Source organism: Pseudoalteromonas umbrosa, from assembly GCF_030125375.1.
In the GTDB taxonomy this organism is placed as follows: Bacteria; Pseudomonadota; Gammaproteobacteria; order Enterobacterales; family Alteromonadaceae; genus Pseudoalteromonas; species Pseudoalteromonas umbrosa.
Genome location: NZ_JASJUU010000001.1, coordinates 994624 through 1013396, shown reverse-complemented (window position 1 = coordinate 1013396; position 18773 = coordinate 994624). Strand labels below are relative to the sequence as shown.

Annotated in this window: 12 protein-coding genes; 5 read left to right on the top strand and 7 right to left on the bottom strand. The window is 39.2% G+C overall.

From position 1 onward, the window contains the following. Nucleotides 1-3: 3 nt before the first annotated feature. Nucleotides 4-2568 carry a TonB-dependent receptor gene (locus QNM16_RS04395; protein WP_284019370.1) on the bottom strand — a complete coding sequence of 855 codons (2565 nt, stop codon included), beginning with the start codon at nucleotides 2566-2568 and terminating at the stop codon, nucleotides 4-6. Between the two features lie 149 nt (nucleotides 2569-2717). Here QNM16_RS04395 and QNM16_RS04390 point away from each other — a divergent pair, with 149 nt between their 5' ends. Further along, a complete protein-coding gene (locus QNM16_RS04390) occupies nucleotides 2718-3242 on the top strand; it encodes a YaeQ family protein (protein WP_284019369.1) in 525 nt (174 codons plus the stop codon). On the opposite strand, the gene yfaE is transcribed toward QNM16_RS04390, so the two are convergent. The 4 genes from yfaE to QNM16_RS04370 form a co-directional block, all read right to left on the bottom strand. Then, nucleotides 3234-3506, bottom strand: a complete 273-nt coding sequence (gene yfaE / locus QNM16_RS04385; protein WP_284019368.1) for a class I ribonucleotide reductase maintenance protein YfaE — start codon at nucleotides 3504-3506, stop codon at nucleotides 3234-3236. The two genes, QNM16_RS04390 and yfaE, sit on opposite strands and share 9 nt — an antisense overlap. Next, nucleotides 3506-4636 (bottom strand): class Ia ribonucleoside-diphosphate reductase subunit beta, encoded by a 1131-nt coding sequence (gene nrdB, locus QNM16_RS04380; protein WP_039610058.1) that lies wholly within the window; start codon nucleotides 4634-4636, stop codon nucleotides 3506-3508. The genes yfaE and nrdB overlap by 1 nt, the downstream gene beginning before the upstream one ends. Before the next feature lie 630 nt (nucleotides 4637-5266). Then, nucleotides 5267-7279: a hypothetical protein gene (locus QNM16_RS04375; RefSeq protein ID WP_284019367.1), complete on the bottom strand. Its 2013-nt coding sequence runs from the start codon at nucleotides 7277-7279 to the stop codon at nucleotides 5267-5269. 180 nt (nucleotides 7280-7459) lie between these two features. Next, nucleotides 7460-7927 (bottom strand): nuclear transport factor 2 family protein, encoded by a 468-nt coding sequence (locus QNM16_RS04370; RefSeq protein ID WP_284019366.1) that lies wholly within the window; start codon nucleotides 7925-7927, stop codon nucleotides 7460-7462. A gap of 506 nt (nucleotides 7928-8433) precedes the next feature. On the opposite strand from QNM16_RS04370, the gene QNM16_RS04365 reads away from it, so the two are divergent. From QNM16_RS04365 to QNM16_RS04355, 3 genes are all read left to right on the top strand, one after another. Continuing rightward, nucleotides 8434-10014: a sensor domain-containing diguanylate cyclase gene (locus QNM16_RS04365; RefSeq protein WP_284019365.1), complete on the top strand. Its 1581-nt coding sequence runs from the start codon at nucleotides 8434-8436 to the stop codon at nucleotides 10012-10014. Between the two features lie 121 nt (nucleotides 10015-10135). Beyond that, complete coding sequence (locus QNM16_RS04360) at nucleotides 10136-11542, top strand: YfcC family protein (protein WP_284019364.1); 1407 nt, start codon at nucleotides 10136-10138, stop codon at nucleotides 11540-11542. 275 nt (nucleotides 11543-11817) lie between these two features. Beyond that, nucleotides 11818-14382: a putative bifunctional diguanylate cyclase/phosphodiesterase gene (locus QNM16_RS04355; protein ID WP_284019363.1), complete on the top strand. Its 2565-nt coding sequence runs from the start codon at nucleotides 11818-11820 to the stop codon at nucleotides 14380-14382. A gap of 164 nt (nucleotides 14383-14546) precedes the next feature. Here the strand turns inward: QNM16_RS04355 and hemH are convergent, their stop codons facing one another. Beyond that, nucleotides 14547-15566 carry a ferrochelatase gene (gene hemH / locus QNM16_RS04350; protein ID WP_284019362.1) on the bottom strand — a complete coding sequence of 340 codons (1020 nt, stop codon included), beginning with the start codon at nucleotides 15564-15566 and terminating at the stop codon, nucleotides 14547-14549. Between the two features lie 227 nt (nucleotides 15567-15793). On the opposite strand from hemH, the gene QNM16_RS04345 reads away from it, so the two are divergent. Continuing rightward, nucleotides 15794-17344 (top strand): methyl-accepting chemotaxis protein, encoded by a 1551-nt coding sequence (locus QNM16_RS04345; RefSeq protein ID WP_284019361.1) that lies wholly within the window; start codon nucleotides 15794-15796, stop codon nucleotides 17342-17344. Nucleotides 17345-17549: 205 nt separating this feature from the next. On the opposite strand, the gene QNM16_RS04340 is transcribed toward QNM16_RS04345, so the two are convergent. Beyond that, entirely contained in the window at nucleotides 17550-18758 is a 1209-nt protein-coding gene (locus QNM16_RS04340) for a tyrosine-type recombinase/integrase (protein WP_284019360.1), read from the bottom strand. Nucleotides 18759-18773: the final 15 nt, after the last annotated feature.

The window sequence follows — 18773 nt, the reverse complement described above, 5'->3', positions numbered from 1 at the left end:
TGGTTAGAAGTAAGCTCTGACCCCAAGCTTAACATTGCGCCCAGGCAGAGGCGCTTGATCCTTGATGAATGAGCTATGCACAAAGCCTAGTTCGTCCGTCAAGTTTTCTAAATTTAGGTAACCAACCATATCGATACCTTGAACTGCAAAATCGTAGCTCATGCTTGCATCCACAAGTGTGTAACCCTTGGTGACTGTCTCATACGATGTAATTTCGTCTTGTTCTAGGTAACGGGTAATTGTCATATCCGCTGAGAAAGGACCATTCTCATATCCATAATTTATACCAAGCTTGTTGCTAGGAATACGCGGTAGGTTTTGGCTATTATCTAGCTTAGCACGTAGATGGTCACCAAAGATTTTAACGCGGTTGACGTCGTTAATTTGGTAATGAACGTCGAATTCTAAGCCATATAATTCTGCATCTTGGCTAACGAACTGATAAACATCACGTGCACCTTCGTGCTCATGATCTGCAACCTCTAATCCGTGTTCAGAGGTGAAGAAGTAGTTCGTTTTTTCTTGATAGTAGAAATCTGCAATATCGTTATAGAAGAAGTTTACAGTGTAACCGAAGTCACCAATGAAACGACGGAAACTAATGTCTAAGTTAGTCGCAGTTTCTTTCTCGATGTCTGTTGGTTCAAAATGAATTTCTGTGCCTTCGATGTGATAGCCAAGACCTAGTTCATACGTGCTTGTTGCAATGTGCAGACCATTAGATAGCAGCTCAGCAGTAAGTGGTGCACGCTCTGAACGTGATAAACTTACAGCGACATTGTGACCTGGCGCATAGGTATAAACACCACCTACAGATGCGCTGACATTCGTCATTTCAAGTGTATAATCTGAAATTTGAGTCGTTTTAACTAGTGTCTCTTCATGGCCGTGGTCATGGTCATGATCGTGCTCATCGTGACCATGCTCGTCATGATCATCTTCATGGCCAATATGTGTTTCTGTGATGCGGCTAGATAGCTCATAGTTTTCAACACGCGCACCTAACTCTAAAGTAAAATCACCAAACTCACGCTCTTCTAATACGTAAAACGCATGTGTCGTTGTGTTAGTTGCTGGCGTAAATGCTTCTGCACCTTCTGCTTCATAGTCGCTGTCAGAATAGTGGTAACCAAAAATACCATGCCACTCACCGATACGGTGTTCGAAGTTAGTTCTTAGTTCAGTAGTTTCATTTTTGAATACTGTGCCAACCATACCTGCTTCGATTTCAGCATGCTCATAATCTGTGTAACCAGCGCGCACTTGGATTGACTCAAGCCAGTTGTTATGAAGGGCATAGTTAAACAATGCTTGCCAACGATCTTGCTTGACGCGTGCAAACACATTGTGGTTTTCTTCGTCATGACCATGTGCATCTTCATCACCATGGTCGTCGTGGTCGTGCTCATCATGACTGTGCTCGTCGTGACCATGTTCATCATGATCATGCTCATCGTGGTCGTGCCCGTGATCATGTCCGTGGTCATGACTGTGTGCAGGGATACCATAATCTGTCTCTATGCTACCGTACGAGAAGCCTACAGTCATATGGTCAGTGACATAGCTTGTGCCAACGTTAAATACTTCAGAGTCAATAAACGTATTATCTACTTTTTCTGCGTATTCAGCTGCGTGCTCCTCACCTTCATGCTCGTCATGGCCATGTTCTTCATGGTCGTGATCATGCTCATCTTCGTGATGCTCGTCATGATCTCCAGGTAACTTAAAGCTTGGAGTTTCATAGTCACCGCCTTTACGCTTAACGCCATCAAAGTGGAAGTTGAAGCCGTTATGGCCAGCTTCAAATAGTGCTGCGACTGTATTGGTATTTGAATTTGTATCATGGCTGTAATCAATAGCACCTTGAGGCGCTTCAACAACATCTGTTGGAATACGGTTATCAACAACGTTTACAACACCGCCGATTGCGCCAGACCCATAGAGTAGGGTAGCAGGGCCACGAAGTACTTCAATTTGTTCTGCACTTAATGCGTCATTGGTGTTAGCGTGGTCAGGGCCGATGCGAGATGCATCACTGCTATCCAATCCATTTTGTGTGATCTTAACACGAGGACCATCTAAGCCACGAATGATTGGGCTTGAAGATACTGGGCCAAAGTAGCTTGCATTGATACCTGGAAGGTCTTTTAGTGTCTCACCAAGAGTTGGTTTTGCTGAATTCTTTAATTTATCACCGCTTAATACTGTTACAGGTGATGCCATCTCCATATTACTTTTGTGAAGCGCTGAAGCATATACGACAATGCTTTCAATAGAGCTTGGTGTAAGTGTAACAGTAACAAAAGGAGAATCAGGGTTTACGTCTAAACGTTGATCGATAAAGTTGTTTTTTGAAACGTGAAGCTCAGACGCTGCATCTACCGCAATAGTAAAGTTACCATTATCATCTGTTTTAATGGTTTGAGACTTACCGTGTAGGTGAACATTCGCATTGCTAATAGGGAGATTGTTGTTATCAACTACTTTACCGCTTAACTCACCAGCATAAGCTGACGTTGACAGCATTACTGCGCTGACACTCAGAGAAATCAAAGATTGTTTAAACATTATACTTCTTTTCTGTATGTGATTGTGAACGTGTAATAATATAACACTGCAAAACATATAAAACAATGATGTTATACTATAACTTTATATTTGAATTATGCTTGTCTGTTCCTATATTTAAAATAATAAAATGTTCACTGGACGTAACGATGACAGGGCCATTTGTCTTCAAAGTAAGATTGAAAATTGCTGATTTGTTTCATCAAGCTAATCACCTTGAGACTTTTACGGCTGCACTTCAAAAAGCGGAGACGCTGCAACATTTTGTACTTAAGCTGATTGCTTACTGTGCTTTGTCATACAAAAGTGAGGTTCGATGGTTAAATAGTAGAGAAAAGCACCACCCAGACGTTTGGCACGAACTCGAAAATGGTGAAATAGAAAATGCGCTTTTTGTAGAGTGTCCAGATTTGAGTGAACTACAGAAGTACGCGCGCCTTTATAGTAAAATTATTATTTTTAACACTCATAACGAACAATGGTTTGATGAGTTAAAACCTCATCTTATTGCTTTTAACAACCTAAAAATTTTTGCAATTGAATCGCGTTTTATTGATGAGCTGGTGGAAGCACTAACACGCAGCTTGCATTGGGATGTGATTATTGAAGACGGCGCCATCAGTATCAGTAATGGCGACGATTATTTCCAAAGTGATGTTGTTCGATTAAGTTAGCTTGATGACAACATCTGTTATTGGCTTCGAGCAACACAGTAAAACCTCTCCATCCCTTACAAATGCCAATGGCTCTTGGTTGTAAATAACTTCACCGTCAACGAGTTTGGCTCGGCACGCTCCACAATAGCCTTCACGGCATTGATAAGGGATGTCGATGTTGTTTTGTTCTAAAGTGCATAGTAGAGAAGGTGACTGAGCCGCAAATTTAAGCGGCTCATCATGGTCTTCAATTGAAATCTTCAGTTCTGGTCTTTCTTCCATTACAGGTCGAAATCACCAAAGTCTGAAGCACTGACTTCTGCATCGATTTGACCTACTAGATATGAACTTATCTCTGCTTCTTGCGGTGCAACCTGAACGTTATCAGATACTAACCAAGCATTGATCCAAGGAATTGGGTTACTTTTACTCTCAAACTGAGCAGGTAGACCTACAGCAGTCATACGTACGTTTGTAATATACTCGACGTATTGGCACAATATGTCTTTGTTTAATCCGATCATAGAACCGTCTTTAAACAAATATTCTGCCCATTCTTTTTCTTGCTCAGCCGCTTCGACAAACATCTTAATCGCTTCTTGCTCACATTGAGCTGCAACGATTGACATTTCAGGGTCGTCTTTACCTTCTTGCATGATATTTAGAATATGCTGCGTACCAGATAAGTGAAGCGCTTCATCACGTGCGATTAACTTGATGATTTTGGCATTACCTTCCATAAGTTCACGTTCAGCAAATGCAAAGGAGCACGCAAAACTAACGTAGAAGCGAATAGCCTCAAGAATATTCACTGACATAATACATAGGTAAAGCAACTTTTTAAGTTCAAACAAGTTGATGTGAACTGTTTCGCCGTTGATTTGGTGTTTGCCTTCACCATACATGTTGTAGATAGATACTTTTTCTATCAACTCGTCGTAGTATTTAGTAACTGAGTCTGCACGTTCACTGATCTTTTCATTTTCTACGATATCATCAAATATTACTTCTGGCTGTTTAGTTACATTTCTGATGATATGAGTATATGAACGACTGTGTATCGTTTCGCTAAATGCCCAAGTCTCAATCCATGTTTCCAACTCAGGAATTGATACTATTGGTAATAACGCAACATTAGGTGAGCGACCCTGAACACTGTCTAGTAACGTTTGATATTTTAAGTTGCTCAAAAAGATGTGTTTCTCATGCTCAGGCAGCGCCTGAAAGTCTAACCTGTCTTTACTTACATCGACTTCTTCTGGTCGCCAAAAGAACGAAAGTTGCTTTTCAATTAGCTTCTCAAAAATTGGATATTTCTGCTGATCATAGCGAGATACATTAACAGATTGGCCAAAGAACATTGGCTCTTTTAGTTGGTCATTATGTTTTCTGTTAAACGTAGAATACGACATAAATAATACTCGACACCAAAATATGAAGCGGTCATCGCATAGCTCTAACCGCGGAAAAGTTTACAATTTATCATGACTTGAAGTGGTTTATATCATACAAAAATCTGTGTTTAGATTCCGCACCCAAATTAGAATCTAGCCACTTCACGTCATCAAACCCAGAGTGTTTTTTCAATATACGAATGTATCACAGAAATAGATTTTTCACCGCAAATATATTTCAGACAATTGACACTTTCGCGTCTTGACAAAAGTGCCCACATGAGTGTAACAATGTATCGAATCATTCAAGTTTTAATGTTTTTTATCAATATTTACAATGGCTTATTTGGGGTGTGATATTTATTTTTCGTTGTTGTCATATATTTGAATTCAGGTTCAAATTGAAAAATGTAAATTTTAATTGATTCTTCTGTACTATTTCTAACCTACTTTAATTTTGTGGTGTTTTTGAAAGTTAGTAAGGGAACCTCATTGTTATTTTCAGTTGTCGTTTAGTGTAAGAAGCTAGGTAGAAGTTTGAGGTGAACGTTTTGAGAAATCAGAAAGTTTTTTATCTGGTACTGTTGATATTTCAGAGGGCAAAATGTATTACAGCTTTTTGCCCTCCAACTTGTTTATTGATTAATATTAGCCACCTGAACCGCCTGTTGATGACACTACCGTCACATCAACCTGCATATCTTCATTTATATGACGGTATCTAAACATCTTGATAGACGCTAAGTCTTCATTAAGGAAAAGCATAATGACTGGACCGTCATCATCAGCACCGTAATTGACTTGAATTCTCGGTTCTTCTAATACTGTGCCATCAGCCCCTCTACGTCTGTCGAAAACCGCAACTATCATAGATTTATCAAAACTGACACTTGTATCAAAATCTATTGTGCCGTTAGATTCAATAATAACTGTACCTCGACTATGTCCTGTGCCAGATACTGCGTATGTGTTAGCAAAATTGGTTATTAATTCAAAGTTTTCTATTTGGCCATCCGTTGACTTTTCTGTAAATTGTCCCAAAAAGACTCCTTCTAAAGTATTTAGATTAACTTCATGAAACTTTTCGTTAAGGAGTGCTACTGTATATTTATATCCATTTTGCTCGTCTGTGTAGATATAATTTGTATCAACTTTTTCAAATTCATTAAGTTGAATATCAGAATTGTCAGTTGATTCTGGATCAGGGTCTATAAATAAGGCACCAGAGCTAGAGAAAGTAAATTCGACAACTTGTCCATCGCTGTATGATGATCCGCTTTCACTCATCGTGAAAGTGAGTGTGAATGATTTTCCTTTTAATGCATCAGGTAACATACTTGAACTATCGTCTGAATCGTTATCTCCATCATTAGAATAACCAGGTGTCCAAGTGTAGGTTAGATCAGAAGTAGAAGTAACACCCTGTGTAGATATTGTATATTGTACACTTACAACAACCTTACTTTCATCTGCACTGACTAACTGGAATGAAAAATTTGAAACAGTAATGCCTTGCGATTCGATTTGCGCTTTAATGTCCTTCTCTATTGCGTCCAAATCTTCTGGGTTTGGCGCAGGTGCATTTTCAATTTTAAGCTCCGGAATATTAACGGATATACCTGCAGTCGTTGAGGTGCCTGTAATAGTTAGGGTAGGCACTGTGTCATCATTACCTTGATCGTCATTATCATTATCTTGATCGTCATCATCGTCGCCACCAGGTAAAAGGCCACCAGGTACAAAGTCAAAAGATAAATCATCCAAGTTAAGGTCTTTCAGTATTTCTTCTAAACCTTCTAGAGACTTCTTGATTTCGTCGAGCGAAAATATACCGTTCACATCGGCTGATAGTTCAGATACTCCAAAGCTATTTGCGTAAGCACTTATCTGCGACGACAAATCTGCGACAAAAGTATCTGCATTGTATATTGGATTTTCGAATGCTTTGTCTCCGACTTTGCCATCTAAAACATTATCTAGAAAATCGGCTTTAAGACTGTTTAAAATTGCAATTGCAGGGTTATCTTGACTTGAACCTAATTTAGCTAACCCAGCTAGAGTTGTGGCATAGATACCAGCTTGGTCATTATTTATTGACCCTTCGACATTCTCTGAGATTAACTGTGGCGCTTGTAGTATGTTGTCAAGCGCTGGCGCTAGTGCATTTTTAATTTGTTCATTTACGGCGTTTACTGAGCTTGCGTCAACGACGTTGGCTGAAATAATTGAATTGGCTGCGATCTCAGTCAATGTAGTAACACCGACTTGCTCTTGAAGAGTGGCCATGACGGCGCGTAAGGTCGTTGCTGTAGGTAAAGGTAAAAACTGCCCTTTAGATTCATCAAAATATTCAGATTCACCAGTGGGTTTAACTTCAACAATAAAAGGCCCTGTCGTGCCGCTTGGCACCGTTATTGTGGCTGTACCTGTTTCACCAGTAGAACCAGTTGCGCCTTCTACTACTTGCTTGTCTGCCAATGTTAGTAGTTGTACATCAGCATTCTTTATTAAACCTAGGGAGGGAGTAACAGTCACGCTAGTGCTTTGGTCTACTGGGGTAGGATTAGTCACTGGATCGTCATCATCATTATCTAAACAGCCTGACAACGATAATAATGCCAAACCCAAGCATAATCCTTGGAATGGTTTATAAATGTTCATAGCAATGCCTACAAGGTTATATTAAACGGGTGTGCTATTGCATCTAACAACCTGTCAAATCCTTGTATCTTCACTGGTACCTATGTCCGTTTCTAGCTGATGTTGAATATGAGATCCAATAGCTTAATAGAATGTAGCCTAAAATTGCTATTTTAGAAGTAATGTGAAAAAAACATGTCGTTAAAGTGTGTCTATTCTATCCACAAGTACTTCACGGTGGCTGAATTTACAGGCGCTCTCTGTCACTGAGAGTTTATCAAGGTAGCGACCTGCTATGACGGTTGTATCACCCTCATTATTTTTGTTTCTTAAGTAAAGGATAAAATTGGAGTTTGCGTTAAGGTTTGAGTTTTTGTCTAAGTAGAGCCTGCTGCTGGTCATAAGGTGGATCGATTTTTTTGTTTTCCTGGCTGATTCAAACCTTGAAGCAAGTGCATGATGGCCGGACAAGGAAATATTCAGTCTTTCTACATTAAAGGTTGCGTTTTCAGTAAATAAACCAATATATTGCTCAGTCGTGCCTTTATCTCTAATTTTAGTATATTGGTATAACGTTTGTTCACATAATTGATATGTCGACTGCTCAATTGGTTTGGTAAGTGTGCAAGCGGTTAAAAAAACGAAGGGAATGGCGCAGAGCTGTTTCATAGGTTTCCTTGTTATTTTTGTTTACTTCCTTCTTTTCGTTACTTCGAAGAATGTTTGCTTTTTTTCTTCATTGCAACAAACCTGGAAGCGAGTGCGTAAACAACATACACCAATATTAAAGAATTGCCGAGCACTAATACATCCTTATCCTCTGTTATTAACCACAAAAAAGCGAGTGCAATAGCCGCAATGGTGAAGTGTGTAACTAAGGGGTTGGATTTTCTCTTTTTACCCATTAAATAAACCTAAGCTAAATGTAAGGCGACATTATAAAGTCAAAATCGAACACAAACCATGCTTTTGGAACGTTTTATTTAGCTTGTTTACCTAAGTCGCTGTTATCAACAGAAATAGATTTTGGTTTCTATTACTTCACAATAAAGCCACTCAAACTAAAGGATTAATATTAAAGTTGTATTAATGATTTGCTTCTTGACCTAGGTTAATTTTTTACCTGTATTAGGGTTTTAAAATACAGGTAGAGCAGGGAAAACATATGATTGGATATGGCTAAAAAAAATTTACTACGGGTGATCAGGTACATTTTTAGAATCGATTTAAAAAAACTCATATTGGCTTTAGCGACTTGTGGTGTCGTACTATCGCTCTTGAATACCCTTATTGCTAGTTATCATGTACATAGAGAAGCGTTTATTAAAGATACTCTGCACGCTAATCAAACTTACGCAATAAAGCTTGCAGAGGTCACACAGCTTTTCTTGCAATCAGTTAATAGTCAGCTAAATGTCAGTGCATTCCATATTGCCAAGAATATTGATGATAAAACCCTTATCAATGCTGAGCTAGAGCGTTTATTGTCGCAAACGAACAGTTTTGATTCATTGGTAGTGGTGAGTCGGGCAGGGCAAATAATAGCAGTTCATCCTGAACTGCCGGTATTAGGGCATTCAATTTCTTCAAAGCAACTCGAAAAAGTAATGTTGCAAAAACCTATTGTTCTTGACCCTTTTGTATCGCCAGCTGGCAATTTGATGATAAGCCCAACTTATCCCCTTTTTGATAGCCGGGGACACTATCTTGGCTTTGTTGCTGGGGGTATTTATCTGCATGGTGATACCATTCTTAATCGATTGTTAGGAAGACATCATTATGCAGATGGCTCATATTCTTATGTTGTAGATAAAACACAGCGTATTTTGTATCACCCTGACCCAGATAGAATTGGAGAGAAAGTATCCAACAACATTGTTATTGACCGTGTTTTGAATGGTCAAACAGGGGCGATGGAATTGGTCAATAGTAGTAATAATCAGATGATAGCTGGGTTTGCTGCTATTCCAATGACTGGGTGGGGGGTTGTTAGTCAGAGGCCGCTGATTTCAATTTTAAATCATCTTGCAACTACTCATAAATCAGTCGTTTATACCAGTATACCTTTTACCATTGTGATTCTTGGGTGGATTTTTGTTGTTGGGGTTCTAATTGCTAGACCATTAGCTGTATTGGCAAAGCAACTAACTGTAACTGAAAAACAGCGCATATCAGGAGTAGGAGTGAGTGCATGGTATTATGAGGTTGCAAACCTAAAATGTGCTTTATTACAGAGTCACCGTGCGATTAGGCAGGTGATTAAATCACTTGATACTGATAGAAAAACTGACAAGCTCACGTCTTTACACAATAGACTGTCATTGGATCTTTGGCTTGAAAATACAACGAACTCTAAAGTTGGCTTTTGTGTATTGGCGATTGATATTGACCACTTTAAATCTATTAATGATAGTTACGGACATTGCACAGGTGATAAAGTTCTCAAAGAGTTGGCAAAGTTAATGATTCAAAATGCAAGAGCAGATGATTTTTGTTGTCGAATAGGCGGTGAAGAGTTTTTAGTCTTAATGCCTTCTCAACCCATTACTCAAGCAATGGAAGCTGCAGAGAGATTAAGAACGCTAATTTCAAAACACACTATGCCTAATGGGATCAGAATAACTGTCTCTATTGGTGTGTCTCAGTGGCCAAACAATTCTATGCCAATAGATAAGGTAATTGAAATGGCTGACAAAGCACTATACCAAGCGAAGCAAAGCGGAAGGAATAAAAGTTGTTGTTTAGAAGCTGCCTAAATGGTCTTTTTGTACATAAAACAGCTAATCATTTACAAACTTTTAGCTTAGACAATGATCTTTGTCTTAAATGTGGGTAATATGCGCGCCAAATTACAATATTATTGATTTGGAGTAGTAAATGGGACAGACTTTGAAAGTACCACATACGCTCGTGCTGTTACTTGGCATGATGGTGGTTGCCCTATTAGCCACATGGGTGGTACCTCAGGGCTTTTTTGAAACAAGCGTAACTGAAAGCGGCAGGCAAATGGTTGTCGCTGGTACTTATCAACTCGTTGAACAAAAAGAGTTTCTGACTCCTTGGGATCTTCTTACTGCCATTCCTAAAGCATTTGCACAAGCGCAAGACGTTATTTTCTTCGTATTAATCGTAGGTGGTGTACTGAGTATAGCTCGTGCAACAGGTACCGTTGATGCATTGATTGGTCGTTTATTAGAAAAGCATGGTACTAAGCCTCAACGCCTTATTTTTATGGTGGTTTTTTGCTTCGCCTTGGCATCAAGCACAATCGGAACCGCAGGTGAGTACATTCCATTTGTGCTGATTTTAGTTGCGCTATGTAAGGCAATGAAATTAGACGCTATGACGGCTGTCGGCATGATTGTGGCTGGTTACGGCATTGGCTATGGTGTTTCAGCGTTTAACCCATTTACCGTTCTTATTGCACAGCAAATTGCAGACATCCCCGTTTATTCCGGTATTGAACTTAGACTTGCCATCTTTGTGCCTTTCGTATTAATTGGTTTTCACCATGTGTGGAGTTACGCGAAGAAAGTATCGAATGACCCCAGCAAATCAATGATGATTGGTGTGCCTTGTCCTCTTGAGGGTCAAGCTAAGCCAAACTACCCTAAATTAAACGGGCGTCATCAAGCTGTTTTATTTAGTTTTATTATTACTCTATGTATTGCTGTATGGGGTATTGCTACTAAGGGTTGGTACCTTTACGAACTAGGTGGCTTATTCGTTGCTTGGGGTGTTGTGATAGCGGTTATTGGAAAATTGTCGGCTGACGAGACTGCCGAGCGTTTTATCGATGGTGTATCTGAGCTTGTAACTACTGCTGTATTAATTGGTGTTGCGCGTGGTATCGCACTAATTCTTGAAGATGGCCAAATCCTTCATACTCTGGTTTACAGTTTGTCTTCGCCTTTATCTCATGTTGCTGCGGAAATTTCAGCAGTGGGTATGTTAGTCATTCAAACTTTCTTAAATACATTTATTCCTTCGGGTTCTGGTCAAGCATATGTAACGATGCCGCTGATGGTACCAGTGGGTGATTTGGTTGGTGTACCTCGTCAAGTTGCGGTGTTAGCGTATCAATTTGGTGATGGTTTCTCGAATATGATTATTCCAACAAATGCAGTATTGATGGGTATTCTTGGTATGGCTGGTGTTCCTTATACTCATTGGTTTAGATTCTGTTTACCTTTGATTGGTAAGCTATTACTCGCAGCATCAATTGTCCTGATACTTGCAGTGAGCTTTGGTTATGGTCTAGATGTACAACCAATTATTGAATAAATTTAATTTTTATTAATTAAAAGCCGTCTAATTAAGACGGCTTTTTTTTTGCGTTTTAATTGGCATTCTTATTTAAAAAACAATATGTTTGTATCTATTTTTGGTAAAGTGGATATTGAAAGGTTGAAATATTGTTGAATATATATTTACTAATCTTGTTATTGATATTTTATTGATCTATCTTCATATCTTAAAATATCAATTATCTATTATTGCTAACTTGTATTAATTCCGGTTCATATTAATAACTATAATTATTAAAAGATTGTTAAACGATGACGCTATCATTCAGTACCTTTTATAATTTGCCAAGCAGCGAAGCTCGTTACGAATTGGCACTAAATTTGATTTACGATAAGTTTCAACCCGCTCATTGTTTAATAGGTAAATTCATTGACTCAGATACGCGAGTAAAAACCGTGGCGTATTCTGTCAATGGAGAAAAGTCCAATTATATCATTTATGATCTTGAAGGGACGCCTTGTAAAGACGCTAAAGACAGCCAAAGTGTCTGCTCTATTAGCTGTAATTTACAGCAAATGTATGCTGAAGATGAGATTTTAAAAATATTTGATATCGACGGTTACCTCGGCGTGACGCTTAGAGCGTTGAACCATAAACCAATTGGTATTATGGTCTGTTTATTTGATGAAAAAATAGAAATTACCAGCGACGACAAACATTGGTTTAGAGAGCTGAGTTTGCTGGTGGGCGCTGAACTTAATCATAATTTAGAGCTTGCTTCACAGGAAATTTTAGTTAAACAACTTGCTAAAGGGGAGCGTATTGCGAGGCTTAGCTCTTGGTCTTGGAACATTAGCAGGAATATTCATAACTTCAGCCAAGAGATGCAAACTCTCATAAACGCTCCAGATCAAGATGTTGATTTCGAAATCTTTTGCGAGAGCTTAAAAAGCAAAGACCAGAAAGCACTTAGAGTGCTGATGCAAAAGCTCAGAAATGGGCAGATAAACCATATTGATATAAACGTTTCTCACCGAGAAAGAAGTCAGTTCAAAGGGTTATTTAGAGTAATAGGGCATATTGAGAGATCTGATGAGCAAGAAGACGAACGTATTTTTTGCGCTTCTGTGCAGGATATTTCATATATTTACGCGCTGAACAAACAGCTTGAGCTGACCAATGTGGTATTTGAACACGCCACAGAAGCAATAATGATAACAGATCATAAAAACAATATTGTTATGGTAAACAGGGCTTTTGAACGTTTAACTGGCTACTCCGATACAGAGCTTTTAGGCAGAAACCCATCTGTTTTGTCTTCAGGTAAACACGGTGCTGAGTTCTACAAAAGAATGTGGGCTGAGTTGAGTAAAGAAGGCACATGGAAAGGAGAGATTTATAACCGGAGGAAAAATGGTCAAATTTTCCCTGAAGAATTAACACTTAATATTGTCAGAGACGAAGACGATGAAATTGTAAATTATGTAGCTATATTCCGTGACATTACCGACTGGAAACGTAACGAAGCTCAGCTAACATTTTATGCAAACCATGAACCGCTCACAGCACTGATCAATCGCCGTTGCTTTATGGATATTTTAGAGTCTCGTATCTCAGAAAATCGCAGTACATTGCAGCCGTGTTCTCTCTTGTTTATCGGTCTTGACCATTTTAAAGAAGTAAATGATATTTATGGCCCTGAGATTGGCGATAAAGTACTTATTTCTGTTTCGAGACGTTTAAAAAATGGCTTGAGGCGAGCAGATACAATCGCACGATATGGCGGTGATGAGTTTGCAATCTTGCTTGACGCAACAAATCAGCAAAGCGCATATGATATCGCTTCGAAACTTTGTGAAAAACTAAAGCAGCCATATGTGTTTAATGAATTAGCGATAGAGTTGACCGCAAGTATAGGTGTCGCTCAGTTAGACTATCGAAAACGCATAACAGCAGCGAAGTTTATTCGTAACGCAGCGCACGCATTAGAAAGCGCTAAAAAGACTAACCGAGGCAATATTGCACTTCATAACCAAGATATCCAAAACGCTTACCTCAATAAAATCGCACTAAGAGATAAACTAAGAAATGCGGTCAAGCATGAGTTGCTTGATGTTTATTATCAGCCAATTGTTGATCAATCAACTGGAAAAATTGTTAAGTTCGAAGCATTAGTTCGTTGGTTTGATGATGAGCAAGGCATGATCTCTCCTGGTTCATTTATACCTATTGCAGAAGAGTTTGGTCTAATCCAGCAAATAGGGCACTTTGTACTTAAAAAAGCTTGTCAGGATTTAAATAGAATACATTCATTGGGCTTTAGTGACGTGAGTATATCTGTGAATAGGTCAGTGAATGAATTTAAGGTGAGTAACAATCAGTTTGATTTAATTTCAGAAGCCATCGAACATGCAAACATTCCTTTCAAGAGCTTAACTGTTGAGGTAACAGAGTCGATGGCTACTAATCATTACACATGGAAGTTACTTGCAGAACTTAGAGCTAAAGGAGTTAAAATTGCGCTAGATGATTTTTGCACAGGCTACTCATCACTTAGCCATTTGATTGAAAACCAAGTAGACTACTTAAAAATTGATAAATCTTTTGTCGACAGCTTACTACAAGATAAAAGCAAGCAAATCATGATTTCTTGCTTGATTGAAATGGCTAAGCAATTAGGTATTAAAGTAATCGCAGAGGGAGTTGAGAGTAACGCACAGCTAGATGTATTGAATGAGCTCGGTTGTGACCACATTCAAGGGTATTACTACAGTCCTGCGAGGCCTATCGGAGCTTGCATTCATCTTTTAGAGGAATTTAACGGTGAAGGTTCCATCGGCTTTGATTTATTGAATTTTACTTCAAATAGAGTATAAAACACTAAATTCGATAAACTACCCAGTTAAAACTATGTTTTGACTGGGTTTTTAATGTCAAACTGTTGCTTATGTATCTAAGGCTACACTGTAATCAAATTACTCTGAAGTGCGTGATGAAGAGAGCCAAGTTATCGAGCTCTCTATAGCCTTAAATTTGAATGTTAAATATGTGGTTTTAAAATGTCGTAAAAGGCCTCAATGTGGTCATCTCTATCATTGAGTGCAGGGATGTAGTCATATCGTTTACCGCCAGCTTCAATAAAATACTCTCTATTTTCTTCCTCTAGCTCTTCCAGCGTTTCTAAACAATCTGCACTAAATGCAGGGCTTAAGATGGCAATGTGTTTCGTGCCTGATTGAGCAAGCTCCTTGAGTGTAAAATCTGTATACGGCTTGAGCCATTCTTCACGACCAAATCGGCTTTGAAAAGTGGTCATTACTTTGTCTTTGTCTAAGCCTAGTTTAGCTACAACGGCATTTGTCGTTAAATGACAAAAACAATGGTACGGGTCGCCATTAGTCAAAAACTTTTTAGGTGTACCGTGGTATGAAAACAAGATCTTGTCAGGTGATGGATTGTGATCTAAATACTCTTGAACAGAGTTACTTAGAGATTCGATGTATTTTTCGTTGCCGTGATATCCATTGATAAAGTGAAGTTCAGGAACCCAGCGCCATTTAGTTAATACACGAGAGACTGCATCAAATGTTGAGCCGGTCGTTGCACTCGAGTATTGAGGGTAAAGTGGTAGCACAACAATTTTAGTGATGCCTTTTTGACGTAACTCTTCTAAACCGGCCTCAATAGATGGGTTGCCATAACGCATCGCCATTACCACTTCAACATCATTATGGTTTTGCTTTTTTAAATATTCACGTAGTTTATGGCATTGTTTCTTTGTGATATCGATAAGTGGTGAGCCTTGCTCGGTCCAAATGCTTTCATATGCTTTGGCGGATCTACTCGGTCTGATCCTAAGTATGACACCATGCAGTATCATCATCCAAATAATACGTGGAATTTCTACAATACGAGGGTCTGATAGAAATTCTCTAAGATAAACTCGAAGGGCTTGTGTAGTTGCTGCATCAGGGCTTCCCAAATTGGTGACGAGTACGCCAACTTTGCTGTTGAAACGGTTCTCATGAGGGTTGTCAGTAATTGCCGAAAATCTGGACACTTAGCACTCCTTGGTGGCATTTTTAAACGGGTAGTATTTTACAGTAAAGCGTATACGTAAAACACGCTTATTTGGATCTAACTCCGGTGTTTTTAATTTAAATCATGTCAATACGTCTTAAAATTGTAGTAATAGAGTGAAAATAGGTTGCTTATGTCATGTATAAGTCGTATGTTCCTCTATCCAGCGTCGAGTTTATGCGTAATTTGCAGAGAGTTTTAAGTTAAATGCGAGTTAATCAACCAGTTACAAATCGTGAACAGCGATTTGCACCAGAAGATAAGCTCATTTCAGTTACTGATTTGAAAGGTACAATCACTGACTGTAATGAGCACTTTATAAATATAAGTGGCTACTCAAAAGAAGAATTAATTGGCCAACCTCATAATCTAGTTAGACATCCAGATATGCCTGAGCTTGCATTTAAAACCATGTGGATGCAGTTAAAAGCGGGCAAGCCTTGGATGGGGATGGTCAAAAACCGTTGTAAAAATGGTGATTTTTATTGGGTAGATGCCTATGTCACTCCAATGACAGAAAACGGACAAGTCATTGGTTATGAATCGGTTAGAACATGCCCTAGTCGTGAAAACATTGCAAGAGCTGAGGCTTTGTATCGCTCGATTCAAAGTGGCTCTAAATCAGCAATTAAGTTACCAAGATTACGAACCATTTGGCCTGTGGCTGCATTTGCAAGTTCACTCGCCTTATATGCATTTGGCTCTGAAGCAAGCGCATTTGCGTGGCTTATGCTCAATAGTGTCGCGATCTTTGGATACAATCGTTATCGTGATAATGAGCAACTTGAAAGAATTAACCAAGTCTTAAAACACAGTTTTTGTGATGATGTATCTAAACAGGTGTATTCACCTTGGCAAGGTAAAATGGCTGAATTGCACGTAAAGCTATTAAGTGAGCACGCGCATTTAGACACGGTAATCACTCGAATTGAACATGCGTCAAATCAAGTTACCTCCGGTGCTGAACAAACAACAGGTAAAAGTCGTTCAACTACTGAGAAACTTACTCAGCAGCAACAAGAAACGGAGTTGGTCGCGACGGCCATGAATGAGATGGCCACGACTATCCATGAAGTTTCGCAAAACGTGCAATCCACCTCAGCGGATGCAGCCGACGCCCTTGAACTTGCAAAAGAAGGCGCTAAAAGCTCTGAAGAGACTAAAGCATCAATCGAAAGTCTTGGTTCAACTGTAATTGACATAAAAGACTCTGTGTTAGGTGTAGCGCGTCAAACTAGCAAGATCGCAGATGCGGCACAAATTATTGAGCAAATTGCTGAGCAAACCAACCTACTAGCTTTAAATGCTGCCATTGAGGCGGCGCGAGCAGGAGAGCAGGGTAGAGGATTTGCTGTGGTAGCAGATGAAGTTAGACATCTAGCACAGCGTACTCAAGAGTCTACTAAAGAGATCCATGCAATTATCGATGAATTAACGCAAAGTACTCAAGAGTCAGAAGTGATTGCACAGCGCGGTGAGACTGAATCTCAACTAGGTATTGAGAAGTTGAATGCTTCAACACAAAAAATTGAGCATATTTATACTTTGATTGAAACGATGAGCGTGAACAGTATGCAAATCGCTGCAGCTGTAGAAGAACAAGCAACCGTTTCTGAGGATATTAATAAACAAGTCGTTAATATTGCTTCTCTGGCCAATTCAAGTGTTATTAGCTCACAAGAAAGCCAAGAGATTAGTGAAGAGTTAACGCGTGTTGCTAAAGATATGCATGAGCTTGTGGTAAGATTCAAAAGATAATACAAAGGGCCGCCATGGCCCTTAAAAACACACCATCAAGAACACATCATACTTATATGTGCCATAAAGATATTTAAAATAAATTCGTATTACTTAAGGTCTAATTTTATCAAAGGAATGAATAGGTTTTAGACTGAGGGTTGAGTATATGGGCACCTAACAGCTGTACATAAAGTTATGCACAGCCTGGGTAAAACACTTGAGTTTACAACTTTCGCTTAACGCCGGACTTTGCTCGCTCTTTTATATTTGTTTGGATATAAATCTGGTCAGTTGTCGCAATTTTAGAATGCCCAAGATCTTCAGATAAGTGCTTTAACGGTCTTGTCTGAGCATCATGAGTGGCACCTGTGTGCCTTAACCAATGACTGGTCGCGGCTTCTAGGTTTTCAGATTCTTCACTAAAACCATCTTGTTTCAACTTATCAATGGCCAAGTCAAAGCTTTCTTGAACGATACGTCTTAATTGGCGAACATTCATCCCGCCTTGTCCACGCAGTTTATGAATAATTGGATGCGGTTCATCAACACGAGGAAGTGAGGTCAAACCGCGCGACTGCCTATATCGTTTAAGGTATTCAACAAAGTCATCACTCAATGTGACATCGCGGAGCTTATTACCTTTACCCATAATTCTTAAAAACCAAAAACCATCCTGATCTTGCCAGAAATGACTCATTACAGGAGACCATTGCGGGCGCTCAGATAGCTCTGATATACGCAGATAAAGCCCTTTTAGGCACGCTAAGGTGAACAGGTTTCTTTCAAGTTTTGGATTTTGCTCACACAAGTCTTTAGTTACACCAAAAACATACTCCCATTGCAGATCACTTAGTGTATCAGGGAGCTTAATTTGTGACTGTACGACCAAATAAGGACAGTTCTTTTTAACAACAGGCACAAAATTGGCGAATGCTTTTTCCTCTAAAATCGCAAATTTATAGAAGACATTAAGCGCTGTGAACATGGAGGCGAGCGTTTGTTGGCTCACGCCGTTTTCTTTAAAAACAAAAGGGCGCCAATTAGGGTTAACTTGTCGAGTGCCTTGATGATTTTTAAACCGCCACTGAACAGAGTCTGCAAGCCAAGCTTTATCTGGCTCGACAACAAAATCAACATATGCTTCTATGTCATCACGTTTAAGTTCAAATACAGATTTTTCTTGAATGAGCCAGCTCCAAAGATGAAAACGCTCTATCTCATTTCTAAAGCGGTTGAATGTGGCCTCTGATTTGCGTCCATAAACGTATAAGAATTGATAAAGAAACTTTAACTCGTCCAAACATACATTTTCTTCAAGTCGATTATTATTTAAAAACTCTGCCATTGCGGGGTATTCACTTTGCAAGGTTTCATCATCTAAATGGGCGATGAGATATCTGAGTTGTTTTAGCGTATCGACTAACGGCGTCATATATTGTTGATCCAA

Bases quoted from the DNA above. Each gene is read 5' to 3' on its own strand.
- yfaE (WP_284019368.1), bottom strand. From the start codon at position 3,506: ATGGAAGAAAGACCAGAACTGAAGATTTCAATTGAAGACCATGATGAG.
- QNM16_RS04360 (WP_284019364.1), top strand. From the start codon at position 10,136: ATGGGACAGACTTTGAAAGTACCACATACGCTCGTGCTGTTACTTGGC.
- QNM16_RS04365 (WP_284019365.1), top strand. From the start codon at position 8,434: ATGGCTAAAAAAAATTTACTACGGGTGATCAGGTACATTTTTAGAATC.
- QNM16_RS04375 (WP_284019367.1), bottom strand. From the start codon at position 7,279: ATGAACATTTATAAACCATTCCAAGGATTATGCTTGGGTTTGGCATTA.
- QNM16_RS04355 (WP_284019363.1), top strand. From the start codon at position 11,818: ATGACGCTATCATTCAGTACCTTTTATAATTTGCCAAGCAGCGAAGCT.
- nrdB (WP_039610058.1), bottom strand. From the start codon at position 4,636: ATGTCGTATTCTACGTTTAACAGAAAACATAATGACCAACTAAAAGAG.
- QNM16_RS04395 (WP_284019370.1), bottom strand. From the start codon at position 2,568: ATGTTTAAACAATCTTTGATTTCTCTGAGTGTCAGCGCAGTAATGCTG.
- QNM16_RS04390 (WP_284019369.1), top strand. From the start codon at position 2,718: ATGACAGGGCCATTTGTCTTCAAAGTAAGATTGAAAATTGCTGATTTG.
- QNM16_RS04340 (WP_284019360.1), bottom strand. From the start codon at position 18,758: ATGACGCCGTTAGTCGATACGCTAAAACAACTCAGATATCTCATCGCC.
- QNM16_RS04370 (WP_284019366.1), bottom strand. From the start codon at position 7,927: ATGAAACAGCTCTGCGCCATTCCCTTCGTTTTTTTAACCGCTTGCACA.
- QNM16_RS04345 (WP_284019361.1), top strand. From the start codon at position 15,794: ATGCGAGTTAATCAACCAGTTACAAATCGTGAACAGCGATTTGCACCA.